17 protein-coding genes are annotated in these 21,122 nt (G+C 57.6%); 14 read left to right on the forward strand and 3 right to left on the reverse strand.

Annotated features, from left to right (window positions below):
* Positions 1–8 precede the first annotated feature (8 nt).
* The 3 genes from DSM3645_RS01285 to DSM3645_RS01295 all read left to right on the forward strand — a co-directional run bounded on the left by DSM3645_RS01285 (position 9) and on the right by DSM3645_RS01295 (position 3,743).
* Positions 9–1,769: an ABC transporter permease gene (locus DSM3645_RS01285; RefSeq protein WP_002650163.1), complete on the forward strand. Its 1,761-nt coding sequence runs from the start codon at positions 9–11 to the stop codon at positions 1,767–1,769.
* Positions 1,762–2,628 carry an ABC transporter ATP-binding protein gene (locus DSM3645_RS01290; RefSeq protein WP_002650164.1) on the forward strand — a complete coding sequence of 289 codons (867 nt, stop codon included), beginning with the start codon at positions 1,762–1,764 and terminating at the stop codon, positions 2,626–2,628. The genes DSM3645_RS01285 and DSM3645_RS01290 overlap by 8 nt, the downstream gene beginning before the upstream one ends.
* A gap of 128 nt (positions 2,629–2,756) precedes the next feature.
* The gene (locus DSM3645_RS01295; RefSeq protein WP_002650165.1) at positions 2,757–3,743 is read left to right on the forward strand and encodes an exonuclease/endonuclease/phosphatase family protein; all 987 of its coding nucleotides are present in this window, start codon (positions 2,757–2,759) and stop codon (positions 3,741–3,743) included.
* Positions 3,744–3,833: 90 nt separating this feature from the next.
* Here DSM3645_RS01295 and DSM3645_RS01300 read toward each other — a convergent pair whose 3' ends face one another.
* A complete protein-coding gene (locus tag DSM3645_RS01300) occupies positions 3,834–5,618 on the reverse strand; it encodes a GntP family permease (RefSeq protein ID WP_002650166.1) in 1,785 nt (594 codons plus the stop codon).
* Positions 5,619–6,613: 995 nt separating this feature from the next.
* On the opposite strand from DSM3645_RS01300, the gene DSM3645_RS01310 reads away from it, so the two are divergent.
* The 11 genes from DSM3645_RS01310 to DSM3645_RS01370 all read left to right on the forward strand — a co-directional run bounded on the left by DSM3645_RS01310 (position 6,614) and on the right by DSM3645_RS01370 (position 18,487).
* A complete protein-coding gene (locus DSM3645_RS01310; protein WP_202594909.1) occupies positions 6,614–7,828 on the forward strand; it encodes an integron integrase in 1,215 nt (404 codons plus the stop codon).
* Between the two features lie 1,164 nt (positions 7,829–8,992).
* Complete coding sequence (locus DSM3645_RS01325; RefSeq protein WP_002650172.1) at positions 8,993–9,487, forward strand: hypothetical protein; 495 nt, start codon at positions 8,993–8,995, stop codon at positions 9,485–9,487.
* A 105-nt stretch (positions 9,488–9,592) separates the two neighbouring features.
* Positions 9,593–10,249 carry a hypothetical protein gene (locus tag DSM3645_RS01330; RefSeq protein ID WP_002650173.1) on the forward strand — a complete coding sequence of 219 codons (657 nt, stop codon included), beginning with the start codon at positions 9,593–9,595 and terminating at the stop codon, positions 10,247–10,249.
* A gap of 97 nt (positions 10,250–10,346) precedes the next feature.
* Positions 10,347–11,093, forward strand: coding sequence for a hypothetical protein (locus DSM3645_RS01335; RefSeq protein ID WP_002650174.1), 747 nt, complete (start codon positions 10,347–10,349; stop codon positions 11,091–11,093).
* Positions 11,094–11,219: 126 nt separating this feature from the next.
* A complete protein-coding gene (locus DSM3645_RS01340; protein ID WP_081444673.1) occupies positions 11,220–11,756 on the forward strand; it encodes an SMI1/KNR4 family protein in 537 nt (178 codons plus the stop codon).
* 112 nt (positions 11,757–11,868) lie between these two features.
* Positions 11,869–12,312, forward strand: a complete 444-nt coding sequence (locus tag DSM3645_RS01345) for a cyclic-phosphate processing receiver domain-containing protein (protein WP_131282091.1) — start codon at positions 11,869–11,871, stop codon at positions 12,310–12,312.
* A gap of 117 nt (positions 12,313–12,429) precedes the next feature.
* On the forward strand, positions 12,430–13,110 hold the full coding sequence (locus tag DSM3645_RS01350; RefSeq protein ID WP_002650178.1) for a hypothetical protein: 681 nt from the start codon (positions 12,430–12,432) through the stop codon (positions 13,108–13,110).
* A gap of 98 nt (positions 13,111–13,208) precedes the next feature.
* Complete coding sequence (locus DSM3645_RS01355) at positions 13,209–13,643, forward strand: hypothetical protein (RefSeq protein ID WP_131282094.1); 435 nt, start codon at positions 13,209–13,211, stop codon at positions 13,641–13,643.
* A 971-nt stretch (positions 13,644–14,614) separates the two neighbouring features.
* A complete protein-coding gene (locus DSM3645_RS01360; RefSeq protein ID WP_002650180.1) occupies positions 14,615–16,105 on the forward strand; it encodes a cation:proton antiporter in 1,491 nt (496 codons plus the stop codon).
* Between the two features lie 407 nt (positions 16,106–16,512).
* Positions 16,513–17,559, forward strand: a complete 1,047-nt coding sequence (gene lpxD / locus DSM3645_RS01365) for a UDP-3-O-(3-hydroxymyristoyl)glucosamine N-acyltransferase (RefSeq protein ID WP_002650181.1) — start codon at positions 16,513–16,515, stop codon at positions 17,557–17,559.
* A gap of 22 nt (positions 17,560–17,581) precedes the next feature.
* The gene (locus DSM3645_RS01370; protein WP_002650182.1) at positions 17,582–18,487 is read left to right on the forward strand and encodes an LpxI family protein; all 906 of its coding nucleotides are present in this window, start codon (positions 17,582–17,584) and stop codon (positions 18,485–18,487) included.
* Between the two features lie 318 nt (positions 18,488–18,805).
* On the opposite strand, the gene DSM3645_RS01375 is transcribed toward DSM3645_RS01370, so the two are convergent.
* Positions 18,806–20,125, reverse strand: coding sequence for an outer membrane protein assembly factor BamB family protein (locus DSM3645_RS01375; protein ID WP_002650183.1), 1,320 nt, complete (start codon positions 20,123–20,125; stop codon positions 18,806–18,808).
* A gap of 93 nt (positions 20,126–20,218) precedes the next feature.
* Complete coding sequence (locus DSM3645_RS01380; protein ID WP_002650184.1) at positions 20,219–20,920, reverse strand: DUF3386 family protein; 702 nt, start codon at positions 20,918–20,920, stop codon at positions 20,219–20,221.
* Between the last annotated feature and the right edge of the window lie 202 nt (positions 20,921–21,122).

The following is a 21,122-nucleotide window of genomic DNA, read 5'->3' on the forward strand; positions in this document are numbered from 1 at the left end:
CTTGCCGATTGATCCGCGTCGGCATGGAAGCCGCCGCCGTCGAGAAAGCCGAAGGACTGGCGATGTACAAGCTGATACTCTGCCTGCGCTATCTGCGAACGCGCTATATTGCGCTCGCTTCGATCATTAGCGTCACGCTCGGCGTGGCGACCATGATCGTCGTCAACTCGGTCATGTCAGGCTTTGCGCACGAGATGCACTCGCGCCTGCATGGCATCCTTTCCGATATCGTCATGGAAAGCCACAGTCTGAACGGCTTCTATCATTGGGAAGATGAACTCGCCAAAGTCAAAGAAGTCGCCGGCGACGACATTCAGGACGTCACCGTCACGGTGCATGTTCCGGCGATGCTCAGCATGAAAATCCGGGATCAATGGATGCCGCGTCACGTAACGCTGGTCGGCATCGATCCCGAGTCGTACGCCAAAGTCAGCGACTTTACCCAATATCTCAAGCACCCGGCCAATCGCGAGCATGTCGATTTCGACCTGAAAGAATCGGGCTACGAAGGAGACGAAGGTTCTCCCCTGCGAGACGCCGGCTGGGGACATCGCCGCGGGAAAGTGATGTACGAGCGCGAGCTCGAAATGCAGCTTTCGCAGTTCCGCGAGTTTGAAGAAACCGGCCGCTGGCCCGACCAAGATCTGCTCCGCCAAAAACGGATCACCCAACCGGCGCCGATCGCACTGGTCGATCACGAAGAAGAAGTCGCCGAAAAAGCGATCTTGCCTCCGTTCGCGACCGATCCAGGCGCGCCGCCGCTGCCGGGAACGCGTCCCGAAGAACTGAACAAGATGGCCAACGCCGAACTGTACGATCCGAACAAAAAGGGCTCCGACCCTTTCTCGTCGCGTCGCGGTTTGCCGGCCGAATCGACCTACGATCCGCTGCAGCATCAAGCGACCGGCTTGATCCTGGGCATCGCGATCGGCAGCGTTCGAGATCGTGACCAAACGACCGGCGAAGTGAAGGACTACTTCATGGTCCTGCCAGGCGATGACGTCAAGCTTACCTTTCCGACCGCCGAAAATCCGCCGAAGGCGATGAACGCGACGTTCACCGTCACCGACTTTTACGAAAGCAAGATGAGCGAATACGACGCCGCGTTCGCCTTCATGCCGTTGGATCAGCTGCAACGTCTGCGCGGCATGATTCATCCCGAACATGGGACGGCGATCTCGTCGATCCAAATCAAGTTGAAAGAGGGCGTCAACCTGCGAGAAGCGACCGATAAACTGCGCGCCGCATTTCCGCCGGCGACCAGTCCTTATCGAATTCAGTCGTGGCGCGATCTGCAAGGTCCGCTCCTCTCGGCTGTCGAGATGGAAAAGACGATCCTCAACATCCTGCTGTTTTTGATCATCGGCGTCGCCGGCTTCGGCATTTTAGCGACGTTCTACATGATCGTCGTCGAGAAGACCAAAGACATCGGCATTTTGAAATCGCTGGGCGCGTCGGGCGGCGGCATCATGAGCATCTTCGTCGCTTATGGGCTTTCGTTGGGAATTGTCGGTTCCGGCGTCGGCATGGTGTTGGGACTGTTGTTTGTCGTCAACATCAACGCCATCGCATCGGTGATCGAATGGATCACGGGGCGCGAAGTATTCGATCCGACGGTCTATTACTTCCGCGAGATTCCGACCATCGTCGAACCGTGGAGCATTGCCTGGGTTGTCGCCGGCGCGATGTTGATCGCCGTTTTGGCGAGCGTTTTGCCGGCGATGCGAGCCGCGCGACTTCATCCCGTAGAGGCACTTCGCTATGAGTAACGCAGAATCGCAAGGCATGTCCGCACTCGAAATCCGTCTGCAGCGTGAAAGCGTGCTTCCCGATCACGAAGCCCGCCGTAAAGAACTGACAGGCCCCCACATCAACACGGCCAAATTCGCCCAGCCCGCCGCCGTCGCGAAACCGACGCCGAGCGAAAAGAAGAAGAAACCGTTGCTCGAAACGCGCGCCCTCCACAAAAGCTACCGCAAGGGTCGGCTGACCATTCCGGTGCTGCGCGGCGTCGATTTCGCCGCCGAAGAAGGCAAAATCACCTCGATCATCGGGCAAAGCGGCAGCGGCAAAAGTACGCTGTTGCACCTGATGGGAACGCTCGACACGCCGGATGACGGCGAAATCCACTTCGCCAACACGCGGATCGACCGGCTTAGTTCGCGCCAGCGCGACTCGTTGCGCAGCCGCGCGTTCGGCATGATCTTTCAGTTCTATCATCTGCTGCCAGAACTCTCGACGCTGGAGAACGTGTTGACGCCGATCATGATCTCCCACGGCATGTGGCGGTATTGGTCGGCGCGCAAACAGTTTCGCAAGCGGGCCGAAGAACTGCTAGAGATGGTCGGCCTGAGTCACCGCACGACGCACAAGCCGCGCGAACTGTCTGGCGGCGAAATGCAACGCACGGCCATCGCACGCGCCCTGATCGCGCAGCCGCGCATCTTGCTGGCCGATGAGCCGACCGGCAATCTGGATGAGAAAACCGGCGGCGAGATCATGGAGATCTTGAAGCGGCTCAATCGTGAGCAAAATCTGACGATCGTCATGGTCACCCATGACAGCTCGATCGCCGCGCAAGGACACGACATCATTCGTCTGACCGGCGGACGCGTCGAAAAGCAGTAATGCGATTGTTAACTCTCGCGACAAATCCGCCAAAATCGGGCGATTGATCTGGCTGCTGGCGCCGCTCGTTTGATACCCTCCGCGCGCTCTTGATTCATTTTCGCTCTCTGCACAGCAAGGAGGCTGCGATGCGGGCCGCCATTCTCTCGTTCTTGGCATTTATCTTCGGTTTGGCCTGCGCTACGGGCTGCAACGTCGAGCAACTCGAAAAAGTCGCCGCTGAGATTGCTCAGCAACAAAACCAGCAGGCGCAAGCGCCCGCCTCCGGAACGACAACCGGCGGCGCCACCGCGGCGCCGACCGGCGATAAGATCCGCATCGCTTCGTTCAATATTCAAGTCTTCGGTCAGTCGAAGATGAACAAGCCGGAAGTGATGCAAGTGCTGACCGAGATCGTTCGTAAGTTTGATGTGGTCGCCATCCAAGAGCTGCGCAGCAGCGAGCAGGATGTCATTCCCCGCTTTCTGCAAATGATCAACAGCACCGGCCGCAACTATGACTCGATCGTCGGCCCGCGCCTGGGGCGCTCTAGCAGCAAAGAACAGTACGTCTTTTTGTACGATAAAAATCGAATCGCGGTCGAACCCGATTCGGTCTTTACGATCAACGATCCCAGCGACTTGCTCCACCGCGAACCGTTGGTCGCTTCGTTTCACGCGATCGGCGCCGATCGCTCGCGCGTTCCCTTTCGCTTTACCTTGATCAACATTCATACCGATCCGGATGAAACGGATGAAGAGCTCGACGCGCTGGGCGAAGTCTATCAACTGGTTCGTTACAGCGGTCCGGAAGACGATGTCATTTTGCTCGGCGACCTGAACGTCAGCTACAAGAAGCTAGGCGCATTGGGAAAAGTTCCCGGCATCACTTGGACGGTCTCGGACGAAGCGACCAACACGCTTCGCAAATCGAGCTACGATAACCTGGTCTTTATCGCCGCCGATACCCGCGAGTTCACCGGAGTCGCCGAGGTCTATGACACCGAAAAAGAGTTTAGACTGACGCGAGATCAAGCGATGGACGTCTCTGATCACTTACCGGTCTGGGGCGAATTTTCCGCCTACGAAGCGGGCCCATCCGCGATCGCCTCTGGTTCCGCCGCGCCCGTCCGTTAATCGCGTAGGGTCCGCAGTGCGGACCATCCTTGCCGTTGGAAACCTACTGCACTTCCGATGGTCCGCGCAGCGGACCCTACGACTTCGCGACTACACCAGCGGCATCAGCGTCGCCAAGATCAAGGTCGCTAAGAAGCTGACGCCGCCTAAGACCAACAGCAGCAGCGTCCACGACTTCAGCGCTTCCACTTCGGTCAGTCCGCTCATTTTGGCGAAGACCCAGAACCCGCTGTCGTTCATCCACGATCCCATCAGCGATCCACTGCCGATCGCGGTGGCCAGATAAACCGGATTACAGCCGAGCGTCTCCGGCGTCGCCAATCCGCCCAACATCGCCGCGCCGGTGATCATCGCGACGGTGCTGGAACCTTGGGCGATCTTCAGCAGCGACGCGATCGAGAAGCCGAGCAGCAAAATCATGATCGCGCTGCCGCCGCCGTCGCCGACGCTAAACATCTCGCGAATCGCCGGGCCAACGTTGGCGACGCCCAGCATCGCGCCAAACGCGCCGCCGGCGCAGGTAATCAAGATAATCACGCCGCCGCTCATCAGCGCCACTTCAACCGATTGAGCCAGCTCTTTCAGCGATAGGTTGCGTGACGCGGCCAGCGTCGCCATCGCGACGATCGCCGATAACAACAGAGCGAAATTCGCATCGCCGAAAGCCGCCGACCAATTGGCGGCGACCCGCGCATCGGTGTTCCAGACATGCGGTTGGACCAGGTCGTCGCCGTAGATCGATTCCAATACCTGGCGATTCATCCGCTCGGCGTCGACCGGCTTCATCCGCGTATTGTCGCCGTTCACTTTCTTGACGACGGCCGGCGGCAGCGCCCCCGGCAAGTCAACCGCCAGCGGTTTGTGCGTCAGCACAAATTGATTGAGTCCCTCGACCAGCGCCTGTTGATCGTCGGTCGAAAGGGGAGCGTCGCGCAGCAGCAGATCGGCGATCTCGGCGCGACGCTCTTGCTGGAACTCGCTTTCGTTAATCGTCGCGACCATCCGCTTGCCTAGCGAATCGGCGTCGGCCTGACTCTCGGTGCGAACTTGAGCGCGGAACGCCGGCCAGTCGATCTCCTCCGCTTTGAGCTGGGCGGCGCGTTGGCCGTCGGCGATCGTCGTCAGCACGGTATTGGTCGAGATCAACAACACCGGCAATAAAACCGGCAGCAGCGAGACGAAGAGACTCGGCAGTTGACGGTCAGGCAATTCTTCCGGTTCCGGCTCGGCGCTGATCGGCCGCATCGGCAGCGGCATCCAACGGTTCATCAGCATCGAGAACAACAACCCGGCGATCGCGCCCGGCAGTGCGACGCAGGCGCCGATCAAGATCATCGTTCCCTTATCAACGCCCAGTTGGTCGGCGACCACCAATGGACCAGGAGTTGGTGGAACCAACGTATGCGTGATTGCGCCGCCGGTAGCGATCGCCATCACGTAGAGCAGATAGTTTTTCTTGGTGCGGCGGAACAACGAGCGGGCCAACGGCACAAGCAGGTAAAAGACGGTGTCAAAAAAGACCGGCACCGCCAAAATAAAACCGCTGCCCATCAGCGCCGCCGGAGCGCGCTCTTCGCCGCAGATACTCATCATCCAGCGCACAACCCGATCGGCGGCGCCGCTATCCAACATGCACTTGCCGATGATCGCGGCCAGCGCGATCACGATGCCGACGCCTCCGGCCATGCCGCCAAAAGCGGAAGCGACGCGACTGAACTTGTCTTGCACGCTGCCGTCGGCCATCAAGCTGACCACCATCGCGGCGACCAACATCGCGATAAACGCGTTGGCCCGCAGGACGATAATCAGACCCAACACCGTGGCCATGCCGACACCCAAACAGAGCAGGGCGTAATTCACTTCGTCAGGCGTCATGGGAGGCGTCTCTAGCGGCTATTTCAGAGAAGTGGGGTAATTTTCTATTGCGCGGGGAAGTATGAGAATGCCACAACGAGGCCCGAATATCAAGAGTTAAGCTGGGAAATAGGGAGCTAAATCGGGCGAGAATTGCCTTAGAGCGAAGCTCGTAGCATTGAAAACCTTCTTCAAGACGTGACACCAACTTCCACGTGGTTAGCGATGCCGTACGACTGCTTCCGATCCACCCCTGTTTTCCCGTCCGAAAGGTTGGACAGGACTGGACCGCCGCGTTTTCCCGTCCGAAAGGTTGGACAGGACTGGACCGCCGCGTTTTCCCGTCCGAAAGGTTGGACAGGACTGGACCGCCGCGTTTTCTCGTGCGAAAGGTTGGACAGGACTGGATCGCCGTGTTTTCTCGTCCGCAAGGTTGGACAGGACTGGACCGCCGCGTTTTCTCGTCCGCAAGGTTGGACAGGACTGGACCGCCGCGTTTTCTCGTCCGCAAGGTTGGACAGGACTGGATCGCCGCGTTTTCTCGTACGAAAGGTTGGACAGGACTGGACCACCGCGTTTTCTCGTTTGAAAGATGGGACTGGACTGGACCGCTGCGAATTTTTTGGAGTCCAACGATCACCGCATTCGACATTCCCCCAACGTTGGACCGGACTGCACCTGTTTTTTGAGTTAGCCCCATCGTTCCCCCAAACGCCGCGCGATCCGCTTCCCAAGTGCGCGCAGCAAACAACGCCGCCAACCTCTCCCGAAGTTGGCGATTCAAACCACAGCACGGCGTTTCCGCCGATGGAAGCGGGTTGCTCTGCGCTTGAAAAGATGTGAATAAAGTATAACGAACTCCTCCGTAAACTGCAATTCTAAAACAAGACTTTACTGCACCACGGGAAGTCCCCGTCAGCTGCGTGGAGACGCCTTCGCAAAAGTGAAGTAGGGACCTATGCATCGCTGCGCCTCTAGGGGCCGATCGGCTCACGGCGCGCAAAGCGGGATGCCCGATGGTGACCAAGGTCGGTTCGTCCTGCGTAGGCATAAAGCTCAAGGGCTCAACTCATTGCGAGAATGGCAAGGATTGGTCCTGCGGCATTGATGATCCTCACTCCTTCCAATTGATTGATTTCGCGTCGCAAGGCCGCTCTAATGCGGGGGTGGATCTCCGGTTTTCTGTCGAGATGAAGGCCATGGCCGCAACCATCCAGCAACGCCGCTCGCCTTTGGGCTTGTTTCCCGACAAGCCCACGCCCCGATTGTACGACCGCATCATCGAAGTTCTGCGCGTGCGCCGCTACAGCCTCCGCACGGAAGCTGCCTACCTCCACTCGATTCGCAGGTACATCGATTTCCATCAGCATCAACATCCCCGCAATCTTGCTGAGAGTGACCTCAACCGCTTTCTCACCCATCTGGCCGTCAAGGAGCACGTCGCGGCGTCCACGCAGAATCAAGCACTCTCGGCCATTCTGTTTCTCTACGAGCATGTGTTGGAGCAACCGCTCGACCGGATTGAAGGGGTTGTTCGCGCCCGTCGGCCGAAGCGACTGCCAGTGGTGCTGACGGTCGACGAAGTTTCGCGCGTCATGGTGCATCTGACCAGTGACAAGTGGCTGATCGCGATGCTTCTTTATGGCGGTGGCCTGCGATTGCTCGAAGCGCTCCGAATGCGGGTCAAAGACCTGGACTTCGAGCGCAGCGAAATCACCATTCGCGAGGGCAAAGGGGATAAAGACCGCGTCACCACGATGCCCCGAGCAGTCGTCCACTCCCTGCAGGAACATCTCCAGCGAGTCAAGTTGGTTCACGAGCAGGATGTGGCTGACGGTTACGGTCGCGCCGAGCTGCCGCATGCGTTGGCCCGCAAATATCCGAATGCGAATCAGGAGTGGTGCTGGCAATTCGTGTTCCCGCAGGAACGCCGCTGGCGAAACTCCCGGACCAGGGAGCAAGGCCGACACCACATCGACGAATCACTGTTCTCGCGGTCACTGAAGGCAGCGGTGAAACAGGCCGGTCTCACGAAGCGAGTCACCAGTCACACTTTTCGCCATTCCTTCGCTACCCACCTGCTGGCCGATGGTTACGACATTCGTACTGTTCAGGAACTGCTTGGTCACAAAGACGTTCGCACGACAATGATCTACACACACGTCTTGAACCGAGGCGGACGTGGTGTCCGCAGCCCGGCTGACGGTCTGACTCGTGGTCACGGTGAGTGATATGATGAAACATCCTATCACGCAGCAAAAGTCTTGAAAAAGATGCAACCACCGAGTATGAAGAGCCTTGCAACGATTGGCGTCCCGCGCGTTAGGCTGACAAAGTTGCAGCCTACAGGTGATACGCTGATCATCCTATAAACAAGTTCGCCGACCTAATAAACATGCGATATTTCACACAGCAACTATTCGACGCCATGCAGACCGGACCAGGGGACCCAAACGCTGACCGCGCGATCGCATTGTGGGAACAGAATGTGACTGAATACCGTTCCGCCCTGGATGAACTAAAGCCGCGATTACAAGATGGTTTTGCACGCCTTGCAGACACTACACTACATGCGGTGTGATCACGCACGTCGTTGCGGCAGGCTCAGGCCAGATCATCGTTTCCGTCGACGCCAGCAACAATCCTTGGGGCCAGACTGGGACCGTAACTCTAAAATTCGATGGCATTCGTTCGGCGAAGGGCGTGGATGAATGCGTTGGTGACGTATGGCTTTACGAGGAGCTGCACGCAGTCAACGACGCGATAGAATTGTGTGTTCTGCTTGAGGGAGGTGAGCTCTGTATTACTGCCGACAGACTTGACATCTCATGCGATCCCTGACGACCACAGTGAGCGGCGAACCAAACGATGCAACCGAGTGGCGAAGTCGGGCGTTTTGAAGTGGATGATCAACCGTCGCCACCGGCTGATCGTCACCGTTATGTGGCATTGAATACCACACCATTTGGAACCTAAATGGCAACAAGCAATCCTCCGCCCGATCCTCCTTTGATCAACCTGGATCAAGACGTCCTTGACGCGAAGGGCTTTACACTTTCGGGAAAACAGCAGTTCTCGTCGACGGTCCATGATTACACCGACCACCTCCTAGAACGGTCTCTTCAATATGGGAACGTTGACAAAGCAGACGGGCTACCCGTTGAGGTGACCCACGATCACGTTAGGGCATCAGCGCAATCCCTAACGACTGCTGATTCGCGGATGGCGCCAAGTAAATGGCTAATTGCGGCACATGTCTCCGAATATCTTTCGACTGCTGCTGCTGGAGTTGGTGGCGGCCACCTTGACGAACAATGGGGGATTATTACTTTTGGCTTAGGCATATCGGCAGCTGTCCTGCTTGTTGTAATCAGGCTGACTAAGGGGAAGGAAGCATGACAGACTACAAATCAAATGCTAAAAAGATCGAATACACTGAGTCAGGGAAGGAGCGTCTTGCTGAGTTGAACGATCTCATTCAGCGACAAATCGAGGACGAGATTAGAGAACGGAAATTCCTTCCGGGCGATGACGTAATTGAGGTTACCGCTTCTGACATTGAAGAAGTTAAGCGTTCAATGCGCCTTCGATTTCACAACGAACGGGCGCCTAGACTGCAGATGACGGAGTTGGTTACTCGACTTTACCTCGTGATCGGCATTCTGCTCACACTCGCAGGTATAATGTACCCCCTTCTGGATACGATCCGCCAAAACCCAATCCAATACTCGATGATTGGAATGGGGGTGGTTATGTCGCTAATGAGCATGTTTATGACGTACTACGTGAAGATGCGCCGAGAAACATACCTAGAACGGGATCGAATCGAAATCGAAAGAGAAATGAGACGCGAGAAACTCCTTGACATGGAACGCGATAACACCACATAACCAGCGCGTGCACAGGAGGACGGGTGGTGCGTTTTTTCGTCTGCTTGCAAGTCTTTCGCCCGTCCCCGGTGACGCGTACCGTTATCCGACTAACTCGAACTGCCAATGGGCTACGACTACACCAGCATTCATGTGTTCGCGGATTCGGACGCCCCCGCAAGAACGCGTGCGCACATCATCGCCCAGCTTCCGGACTTCGTTTCTGGGCAGCCCGTTCCCGAGAACGATGCGAATCGAAGTGTAGTCGTTGGGCCATCGGACAGATGGATTTTCGTAGGCGACACTTGCAGTGGGACCGAGGACGGTGATGCCGCGGCACTTGATAGGCTCATACACAAATTGTCCACCGTTGCGCCGACTTTAGCGATTCATATGTCCGATAGCGCTTGCGTTCACCTGTACCTGCGACATGCTGGCGAACTCATCGACAAATTTGGAACGGGCAATTTCCCGTTCTACCCATTCAATTCAGATGAAGAGGCTGCCTCATTTCGTGGAGTCGAAGGCAAATGGGCCGCATACGCACTGCATCCCGACGGCCCCAGTACACTTCGATCTGTTTGGGACACAAGACACAACGCAAACGGGATCGTACAAACCACTGCTGAGGTGCTCGGAATTCATCCGGAGCTTGCCGGATGTGGGTTCACCATTTTCGATGAAGCGGAAGAAATATACTTTCGTGATTGGGTGGAAGACCAATCATTACTCTCCAAGCCGTTTGATGTGTTCCACTTCCAGTTGGAGCAGAACGTCGGATAACAAAAAAATGCACCCGAGTCGCGAAGTCGGGCGTTTTGACAATGAAGAATCTCTCGTCGCGACCGGGTGATTTTAGACGTTATCCGACCGAAACTGCATGACGCTTGCACTGTTTGATCATAAAAGAAAGCGAATCACAACGGCATCCGTGAATGGCGACGGTGACGTCATCACCGGTGCGTACTACTCTGAAACGGAGCAACGCCAAGTACATGACTCGCCATACGACCTTGTCTTCACGATCGACACTAAAATTGCCTTCCCGCGGACAAAGGGCTTGCCCGCAGTGCTTCCGATCCTCTATCGGATGCGAGACCCAGACTTTGAGCACTTCGCATACCGCGTTACCGCAGATTCGACAGTAACGATTCTTGGATCGGGCGAAACCTATGACTACTCGGAATCCAGATTGGCCACCCACCAACCGCTTTTCGGCAGTAGGGCGCCATTCAATCCGAGAAAAGCGGAAGATGCGATGGCCTGGGCCGGCGTCTTCTCCCTCGACGGGCTGTCTCGTGCTGAGATGCGGCGTGCCATTGAGATCGCTGACAAGCGATGGGGGGATGATTGGAGCGACTATATGATTATCCCTTGGTCGGAAAACACACCTAAATCGAAAATGCTTCGACTCGAATGGGTTGAACCATTCGGACAGAATGCTTCGTTCAGATGCCCGTCGCTCGACAATAACTGTCACCGTGGATTTTTCGGCACTGCGACTCTTCCCCTCGTGCTCTACGAGAAATCACCGTCCATGAATCTGTTTGGCGACTTCAATCCGCAGCTGATTGTGACTTATTGCAGTCGTTGCCGTACTATCGGCGTCGAGAATCAATGCGACTAGAACGTTCGAGATCTCGATTGTGGCGAACCATCTCGTGCACCGGAGCCGGGTTTGCACGGTTTCACAAATGGACAATCAACCTTCCCGGCCCGGTGACGGGTACCGTTCGCCGACTGAACTGACTCTATGAAGCAAGTACTTCCTGCCTTTGATTTTACCTCCGCAAACGCAATGTCGTGCGAGGATCGATTCACCTCTGTACTCGACACCGCGCGCTTGCTTGTTTCCCGAAACGGATACCAGGGCTTCTCCGACTTCTCATGTGTATCTGCGACCGGAGCGACTGCGGACGAGCTTGTCGCACTCGAAGGAGAACTTGGAATTTCACTTCCTACCGAGTATCGGCAATTCCTGAAGATTGCTCGTTACGTCAAAATTGATGATGGTTGTGAGATTGGTGGACTGGATGCAAACGGTGTGTACGTCACCGAACGTCTGTGGGTTTCCGATCAACACAAACGCGGACACAAACACATTGTCTTTGCAAATTACTGGATGTATGCTGACGGCGATCAACTGCTCATTGACGCTGCCGATTTGAACGGTCCCGTTTATGTCTATCTGCACGAATACGCCGGATTGATAGAAACGTATGCTCCCTCGTTTTCATTGGCTGCTTGGCGTCTCGTCAACGAATACGAACCGCCCGACGACGACGGGTAACTATCCCGTGCACCGGAGCCGGGAGATGCCGTTTCGTCGATGGCTGCTTTTTCCTTCCGGCCCGGTGACGGCCAACGTTACCCGATCATGAAGCATCACAACTGGCGCGACGATGAAACTGCTTTTGATGCTCGAAGATGACCATGATCGCATCCGTCGATTCAGAGCGATTGTTGCCCGCCATCACCCAAACGCAGTCCTGAAGATTGCGCGAACTGCACCTGACTTCAAAACTGAATACTGGTCTTTAAACGACACGCCTGACTTGATCTGTCTCGATCACGACTTATTCACTGACTCACCGGATGATCCAGATCCCGGTGATGGCCGCGACGTTTCTGCATTCCTGATTACACGGTTGGCAAAATGTCCTGCACTAATACATTCAACAAACGCCCATGCCGCTGACTCAATGATGTTTTCGATGCGCGACGCCGGATGGACTGTTGATCGAATTGCACCAATTGGAGATGATTGGATTGAATCGTACTGGTATCCTGTTGCTCTGGAGATGATCGAGCGCGGAACAGACAGTAGCGACTCTATCGAGATGTGACCGCAGAATATCGGATAACCAAGCGGTGAACGGGAGCCGCCGATGACGCGGGTTTTGAAATCATAGTTTCTTGGCGGCGGCCCCGTTACCGCCGCCGTTATCTGCTAAGGAATTGCCGTGTCGAAACGGGCGGTGAAGCATCTAAAGAAGTATGACGCGGATTGCCTGGAGCAGTGCCTCCATGTGTCGCTTACCCGTTACGTAGCAGCCCCTGAAAGCGTCGATGCGCAGATTGACCTCTTGGGCGCCATGCACCAGACGATGTGGCTCAGCAACCAAACGGACGGATACCTCAAGGAATTCGCAAGCTCCGCTAACGAACGAATCGAACGTGCTTTTGATCGATTGCTGAAATCGCCATACGACGACAGAGCTCTCCGCGTCCTCAGTTATCACACGATGGGGGAGCTCAACAAACAGATTGCCGAACTATTCCCGCATCGGGTATTTGCCCAGATTGAATCATCGACGTATACGATTGGTTTCTGCGCAAGTCGATCTGGCGGCGGATTCAAAGACTACTTTGAGCTCCAATGCGAGACTTCCGGAGAACTCACACGTCTTCATTACGTCAAGGGTCTCGTAAACCGAGCGCCGGATGCGGTCAACAACAAGTACTATTCAAATCCTGATGCCGGTCTCGTATATGGTCCGTGTCTGACTTCCCGATATATGACCGTCGGCCAGCCATACGGTTACTGGTACGAGTACGAAGGTAATCGCGAGTTCCCGGATGAATCGACTGTGTCGTCATTCATTGACAAAGTTGATAAGTGGTTCGCAAAAAAGAGCAGATGACAAGACAATGCACCGGAGTTGCCGTCCGGGCCGAATCTGAAATCAACGTCGCTGGCGGCAACCCGGTGAATGTGGGCGTTAGGCGAGGGAGAATTGGGATGCCGCTTGTGGATTTTGACACGTTCACAGTGGAGGCGCCTGATGGCTGGAGCGACTTCACCGAAGAGGTGGAGGCCGAAGATCCGCTGTACACGCTCGCTCATGAGGATGGAGTGGGCGCTCTCCAGTTTTCTCTCGCTCTTTACACAGCCGGTCGCGTCCCGGACCCGTCGCCGGCTGAGCTGCTCGATATGGTCAAGGAGTTTGGCCAGAAGAAGCGTCTTGGCAAAGCGACGGCGCTCGTCTCCGAGTCGGGTCCGCCGGTGCTGGCTGCCGGATCGTTCGCATGGGACGAAGACTTTCTCCGCGTATGGCAAGTGTCGGATGGTCGGAACTTTGCGTTCATCACCTACACGTGCGAAAGGCAAGATGCTGGGCAGGAATTGGCCACGTGCGAACAGATCGTTCGCAGTATAGAATTTGGGCGTGCATGAAATCGCGCCGAGCCATGAATTGCACGCGCGGGCCGCATTCTTGTTTCGCGCGTCGCCACCTCGTTGCGGCGGCCCCGGCGGATGAATTGGAGCATTAGGCCAGCGGCGCCATTCCGAGCGTTTGCACGCCACGCCCGCTGTTCATCGCCTCTGAGCCGCGCCGTTCCGGTTGTGGCTCAGGACACGTCGGTTGTGTGGTGGCGAAGCCAGGCCCTCCGCGCCGGTCGCAGCGCCCACCACTACCGTCTCCGCTGTGCCGCACTCCATCGTCCGCTTCCCCTTCCGCACCGCGGGCGTCACCATTCGCGCACCTAAAAGCCATTCCCAACCCGCTGGTCCCCGTGGTAGCATTCACCACGTGTCGCCCGCGGCACACGCGGGTTAACCTAGTCGTTCGCTGCTTAGGATCGCATGTCCTGAGCAAACATTCGATTTGCCCCCAAGTTGCAGCGGCCCGAAACACCGATGCGAGCCTTGACTTCGAATCGTTTCGTAGGGTGCGTTAATATCAAAACACCTCTGAAGCCTGGCAGGCGTAGCACGAGCTTTCGATAAGGACGCTGATTCGCCTTCGTGATTGCCCTCAACGGCTGGGACTTCTCTTCGGCTGGGACCTTGGAGTCGCGGCCGCATGGTGGTCTCCAGATTGACGCGTCGCGAGATCGATTCAACCCAGCCTTCATCCCTCAACGGACACCCATGCTGGGTGCAGCGTCGTACTGCATCCAGTTCCGGTGGAGACGACGGATCGTTCGCTCGATCCCGTTCGGCAGACGCGGTGTCGGCCACGGCGATATTAGCTTCGGCTCCGGTTCTGGTTTCCGCAACCAACGCCACGGCGAGCTCCATCTCCAACCTTCTGATCGCTTGACTACCCCGGCGCGAAGCGTGACCGCGTTCGACGTATCGGCAAGCGTTCAGAAAGTGTTCTGCCTTTTATTCCTCGGGCGAAGTACGGTATAAAGGTGGCCATGAGCTTCTTCAATATCGCCGGCATCCTCGTGGCCCTCGCAGCGGCCTTCGCGTTCATCAACCACAAACTGCTCAAGCTGCCGACGACGGTAGGCCTGATGCTGCTAGCCATGGTGCACGCAGTCGTCCTGCTGCTGATTGATTGGATCGTACCGGAGGCGGGCGCGCTCTCCGCAGCCGCGACGCTCATCGGCTCGATCGACTTCGACCAGACGCTGATGCAGGGCATGCTCGGCTACCTGCTCTTTGCCGGGGCGTTGCATGTCAACCTCAACGACCTCAAAAAACAAGCTCCGGCCATCGCTCTGCTCGCGACCATCGGCGTCCTCGCCACGACGTTCATCGTCGGCGGGCTCACCTACGTCATCACCGGCTGGCTCGGCATCGAGATCCGCTTCATTTACTGCCTGATCTTTGGCTCAATCGTCGCGCCAACCGACCCGATCGCGGTTTTGGGGATCGTCAAGAGCCTTGGCGCACCCAAGCCGCTGGAGACCAAGATCGCAGGCGAGTCGCTGTTTAACGATGGCGTGGGCGTGGTCGTGTTTATCGCACTCATGGGGATCGCGGGGCTGGGTGAGCATGGCGAGTCGCATGAAGACTTCGAGAAGAAAGAGGAGTTCAATCGCGTCGTTGAACTAAACGAAGAAGATTCCGGCAAACGACCCAACGTCGATGGCGATCCACCCACCGTCATGCTTGACGCAACAATGGATGCGGCACGGCTCGAACGCGAACATACGCACGATGTTCAAGAACACATCGAGAAGACAGAGACGACAGCAATGGATGTCGCCAAGCTCTTCGCCCTCGAAGCCGGCGGCGGGCTTGCCCTGGGCTTTGTGCTGGGGCTGGTCGCGTTCTTTCTGTTGCGATCCATTGATCACTACGCGACGGAGATTTTGCTTTCGCTGGCAGTGGTGACCGGCGGGTATGCCCTCGCGATGAAGCTGCACCTGTCTGGGCCATTGGCAATGGTGGTCGCGGGGTTGATCCTGGGAAACCATGGCCGAACGCTGGCGATGTCCGACAGAACGCGCGAGCACCTGGACACGTTCTGGGAATTGGTGGACGAACTGCTGAACGCGGTGCTGTTTGTGCTGATCGGGCTGGAGGTCTTGGTGCTCTCGTTCAAGGTGCAGTATCTGCTGGCCGGGGCCCTGGCGATCCCGGCTGCGCTGCTGGCGCGGTTCCTGTCCGTCGGCGCCGTGGTGACCGCCTTGAAGAAGGTGACCAACCGAGAATTCACGCCGCACTCGATCAAGGTCATGACCTGGGGCGGCCTGCGCGGCGGGATCAGTGTGGCGCTCGCGCTATCGCTCCAGGAAGAGATCCACGCCCAGCAATCTCAGTACGACAACGTCGGCGAACTCATCCTGACCATGACCTACGTCGTCGTCGCCTTCTCGATCCTCGTCGGCGGGTTGACCATGGGACCGATGCTGCGCCGACTGGGTCTCGCGGGGCAAGCCAAAGTAGATGCCCACTAACGACTGATAACGAACGCGTCTAAATGGAAGCCGAAGTACGGCCAGCCCTGCATCTGGCCAGGCGTATCTCGGTAGAGTTCGCCTTCCCTGACGAACAGCTGAAAGACGTTGCCCCGCTAAACGTCCCGCAGAAGTTGAGTAAGGTGCGTCAAGACGCACCTGGAACTTGCTCCATCAGCTGCCAACCTATCCCGCGTGGCGACACAAGGGATCACAGCGATTGCGTCGCTACGGTTGGTTATTTGGCAGCCTGGTTTGGCAGGGCTGCGTGCGTCTTGAGGCCCCCTACTTCACTGGGCAGCTGCTAGCACGCACCGTCGATCGGGCTTGGAAGTTTGGGGCTTGATCCGTTACATTACCCTGCTATCAACTTTGGCTTCACAGCTCTCGCGAAAGAAAGCAACGCAATGGGTGTCACACTCGGCCAACTGGCATCTCTGGTCGAAGGGACGCTGCACGGCGACGCACAGTTAGAAATCAGCGGCGCGTCGATTATTCGCGACTCCCAGCCAGGCGAAATCACCCTGGCCGATCATCCTAAACTGGCGAAAGATCTGGCGCGCTGCAGCGCCGCCGCCGTCCTCGCGTCTGGCGAATTCGCGCCGGCCGACATGCCGGTGATCGTGGTCGCGAACGTGCATGACGCGTTCGCCAAGATCGTCGCGCAATTTCGTCCCAACCTTGCCCAACACAAACCCGGCGTGCATCCCTCGGCCGTCGTCGCCGACAGCGCGGTGATCGCTGCTGACGCGTCGATCGGACCGTTGGTCGTGATCGGCGAAGGGGTCAGCATTCAGTCCGGGGTCGTCATTCAAAGCGGCGCGCAGATCGGCGCCGGCAGCGTGATCGGCGCCGGTACTTTTCTGTTTCCCGGCGTCGTCTTGTACGAGAACACCATTGTCGGCGCCAACTGCATCTTGCATGCTTCGTGCGTGCTGGGCGCCTTTGGATTTGGCTATGACTCTGCGAGCGGCAAGCATTTGCTCTCCTCGCAACTGGGGAACGTGGTGATCGGCGATTTTGTCGAGATCGGCGCCGCGACGACGATTGACCGCGGCACCTATGGCCCGACGGTGATCGGCGACGGGACCAAGATCGACAATCAAGTGATGATCGCCCACAACTGCCGGATTGGTCGTCACAATTTGATCTGCTCGCAGGTCGGCGTCGCCGGCAGCAGCACCACCGGCGATTACGTCGTGATGGCGGGTCAGGTCGGCGTGCGAGATCATGTCCACATCGCCGATGGAGCGATTATCGGCGCCAAAGCCGGCGTCGCCTCCGATATCGGCGCCGGACTCAACGTCATCGGTTCGCCGGCGATCCCGGCGAAGGACAAAAAGCTGGAAGTTGCGCTGCTTAGCAAGTTGCCCGAGATGCGAAAGCAAATCAAGGCGCTGCTCGCGCGTGTCGCCGAATTAGAGAAGGAAGACGAGCTGAGAAAAACGGCTTAACGTCTTCGAGGGCACGGATGCGATGAATTCAGACGCAACAGACCACCTACCGCCGTTCGGCCTGCTGGCCGGCTGGGGTCAATTGCCAATTGAAATGGCCACCGCGCTGCAGCGCCACGGCTACGCCGTGCATGCGCTGTTGATCAAAGGGCACGCCGATCCGATCCTGGCCGAAATCTCCGCTACGCACGAGTGGGTCGGGCTCGGACAAATCGGCAAGTGCGTCCGCTTCTTTCATCGTCACCAGGTGACGACCGCGACGATGGTCGGCAAGGTTCACAAAGTGCGGATCTTGGACCGCGGCGCGCTCTGGAATCATTTCCCCGATTGGTACGGCGCCCGCGTTATCGCTCCCTTTATTTTGGGCAAGAAAGATCGCAAAGACGACACCATCCTGAGCGGCATCTGCCGCGCGTTTTCAAATAAAGGAATCGAGTTTGTGCCTGCGACCGACTATGCTCCTGACCTGCTGGTAAAGTTTGGACAACTCGCCGGCAAACCGCTCAGCAAAAAACAGCTCAGCGACGTTCAATACGGCTGGGATCTGGCCAAAGCGATCGGCCTGTTCGACACCGGCCAAAGCGTCGCGATCAAAGCGCAAATGGCGCTGGCGCTCGAAGCGGTCGAAGGGACCGACGAGTGCATTCGCCGCGCCGGGCAGCTTTGTCGCTCCGGCGGGTTCACCATCGTCAAAGTCGCCAAGCCGCAGCAAGACATGCGGTTCGACGTGCCGACCATCGGCGTCGGCACGATCGAAACGATGGCCGAGTCGGGCGCCGTCACGCTGGTGATCGAAGCCGACAAGACGATCATTGTCGACGAGCCCGCGGTGATCGCGCTGGCCAACAAGCTGGGCATCACCATCCTGGCCGCTACCGGAGATCGATTGGGCGAAGTCCTGAGCGACGACGAAACCGCCGCAGCTTAAAAGGATCTTGCTCTTGCCGCCCAACTGTTTGCGGCGATTTTCTCTTCGTATGCCGTTGCGCTATTTGCCTGGTTGGCCGCGATAGCTCCGCTATCGGGGCGGCGCAGCCGTCGGAGGAATTTGTTCCCCGTCGGTTGTACGTGGTATTTTCGCCATTTCAAACGGTGGAGTGACCACCGCAGTAAGGCCAGCTATGGCCCGCTGCATCTTGCCGACTTCGTCGGCCCAGATAGCGGAGCTATCCGGGCTAACCGAACGTTGTTTATGTCAAATAGCGCAACTTCAAAACTTGCGCTTTGGGCTACGAAGAACATCTCCTTACGGCGTGATGCAGTAGAGCTTTGGGCCGGTGCGGATCAACAACTTGCCGGGGACGGCGGCGTAGCCGTAGAGCACGGGGCCTGACGACATCGAGGGAGGGCCGCGACGTTCGCCTTCTGCTCCTTCGGCCGCTTCTGGAGCCGGCGCTGCGGCTTCTTCATCCCACAGCGTATTCTCGGCCAGCACTTCCCACTTGGGGCCTGCTTTGACGACGGTCGTCAAACCCTCTTTGCCAAAGAAGTAAACGCGATCGCCGACGCCTAGCGAAGTCGCCCAGCACGATTGTCCCAGACGTTCGGTAAACAGCGTTTCGCCCGACTCGGCATCGACGCCAAAGACGACGCCGCTTTTGTTGACCCAGTAAGCGACCCCTTGGTGAACGATCGGCGTGCTGAATGATGACGACGCTTTCTCATTGCGCCACAGGACTTCGGCCGTGGGACCGGCGTCCGACTCACGCACGCGAACCGCCATGTTCGAGCGTTTTGCGCCGCCGCCGCTCTCTTCGCCGCGACCGGCCGATGCGCCCACCAAAAACAACCCGTCGCCGTACGGCATCGGCGTGTTGGTGGTGTTGCCGCCGAGATCGCCGATCGACCAAAGTTGCTTGCCGCTATCGACGTCGTATCCATCGACCGTGCCGCTGCTGCTGATAACAATCTGCGGGCCGCCAGGCGTCTTGATAACGCGGGGCGAACTCCAGCTGATTTTGCTCTCGCGATCGGTTTTCCAAATCGCTTCGCCGGTCTTCTTGTCGAGCGCGACCAGGTAGGAAGGCCCGTCGTTTTCGACTAGCAACACGACTGCGTTGTCGGTCAGAGCGGGAGAAGCGCCGAGCCCGTGGTTCGATTTCATCTCGCCATACTCGGCGATCAGCGATTTGCTCCACAGCTGTTCGCCGTCGTGCGAGAGCGCGATGATGTCGCCGCTTTCAAAAAAAGCGTAAACGCCCAGCTGATCGACCGTCGGCGTCGGCGCGGCGCGGCTGACATAGGTGCTGCTTTTGATCGGCAACGATGACTTGAAGTCTTTGCGCCACAGGGCTGCGCCATCGGCCAGATTCCAGCAGGTGACGATGTTCGTCTCTTTGTTGGGACCATCGATCGACGTGATGTAGACCTTGCCGTTCCAGACGATCGGACTCGATTGTCCATACCCGGGCAAGTCGCTCGTCCAGGCAATGTTGCTCTCGGGCGACCACTTCAGCGGCAACGCCTCGGCCGCTGGAGGTTGGACGCCGGCGCCTTGGAAAGCGGGCCAATTGTCGCTGCCGGCCGCCAGCGCCGTCAGCAGGATCAGGCAAGATGCCGCGTGCATATCGTCTCTCGCAGATAGAAGGAAAATCGATTTTAGGGGGAGCCCGCCGTCACGTTTGAAATGCCTGGGGAGAAAGCCAACAGACGATTCAGTTTACTTTGTTTTCAGCTGCAGATTGTTAAATTCGACACGCACGACTTTGCGTTCTCCGCTATCGGAGGTCCGAATCGCGGTGTGACTGACCGGCAAATCCCAATCGCCGACCCGTTTCCAACGATTCTCAACCGTGCCGCTGGCGGTGAGATTACCGTCGGCGTCCCAGTTGCTGATGGTGAAGACCTGCGGCAGATACTTACCTTCTGGATTGCGATAGACGCTCACCACGGTGATGGTGAAAGATCCGCTGGGAGAGCGGCGAATCACCTCGTGAATCACGCCGTCTTTGACCCGCGACTGACTGGCCATCGCGCCGCCGCTTTGCGAGATCAGCTGACCGAGCGCGGTGCCGGGATCTTTGAGATCAAAAGTCGCTTCTTCCGTTAATTCGTTCGTTTCGTCCCGAAAACGATGCGCGATCAGCGAATCGAGCGCTCGGCCGACGACGCGATCTTCGGTCAGCGAAATGCCGGTGATCTTCGTTTCGCCATCGGCGGCGACGTCGATCGCGCCTTGCTCTCTCTTTCCATCCAGCGAGACGACCAGGTCGGCGGTGAAGCCGGGAATCCCGTTCCAGATAATCCGGGAGTCCCGCGCTGCGGCCAGCATTTGAGCGGCGGAAGTTTCGGTGGCGGTCGTTTCGGCCGCAGCCAGCGGAGCGGCGAACAGAAGCAGTAAACAGCTAATACGGCCAATCATCAGAAGACCCTTTCCAGGAAAAACGCGCAGGTAAGACGCGGCGTCAAAGCGTGGCTGGCGAGGGTTTCGGCTGGCGGGCTGGCTAACGCAGAAAAAGTGAGATCGATTCTCGATAGGCTATCTGGGGCAACCGCAGTGAGCAAGCGGCCGCGGCAAGAAGTTGCAGATTTCGCTCAATTCCTCTCAAAAACCACCCCATTCA

Origin of the sequence: Blastopirellula marina DSM 3645 (assembly GCF_000153105.1) — a bacterium.
Lineage (GTDB): Bacteria > Planctomycetota > Planctomycetia > Pirellulales > Pirellulaceae > Blastopirellula > Blastopirellula marina.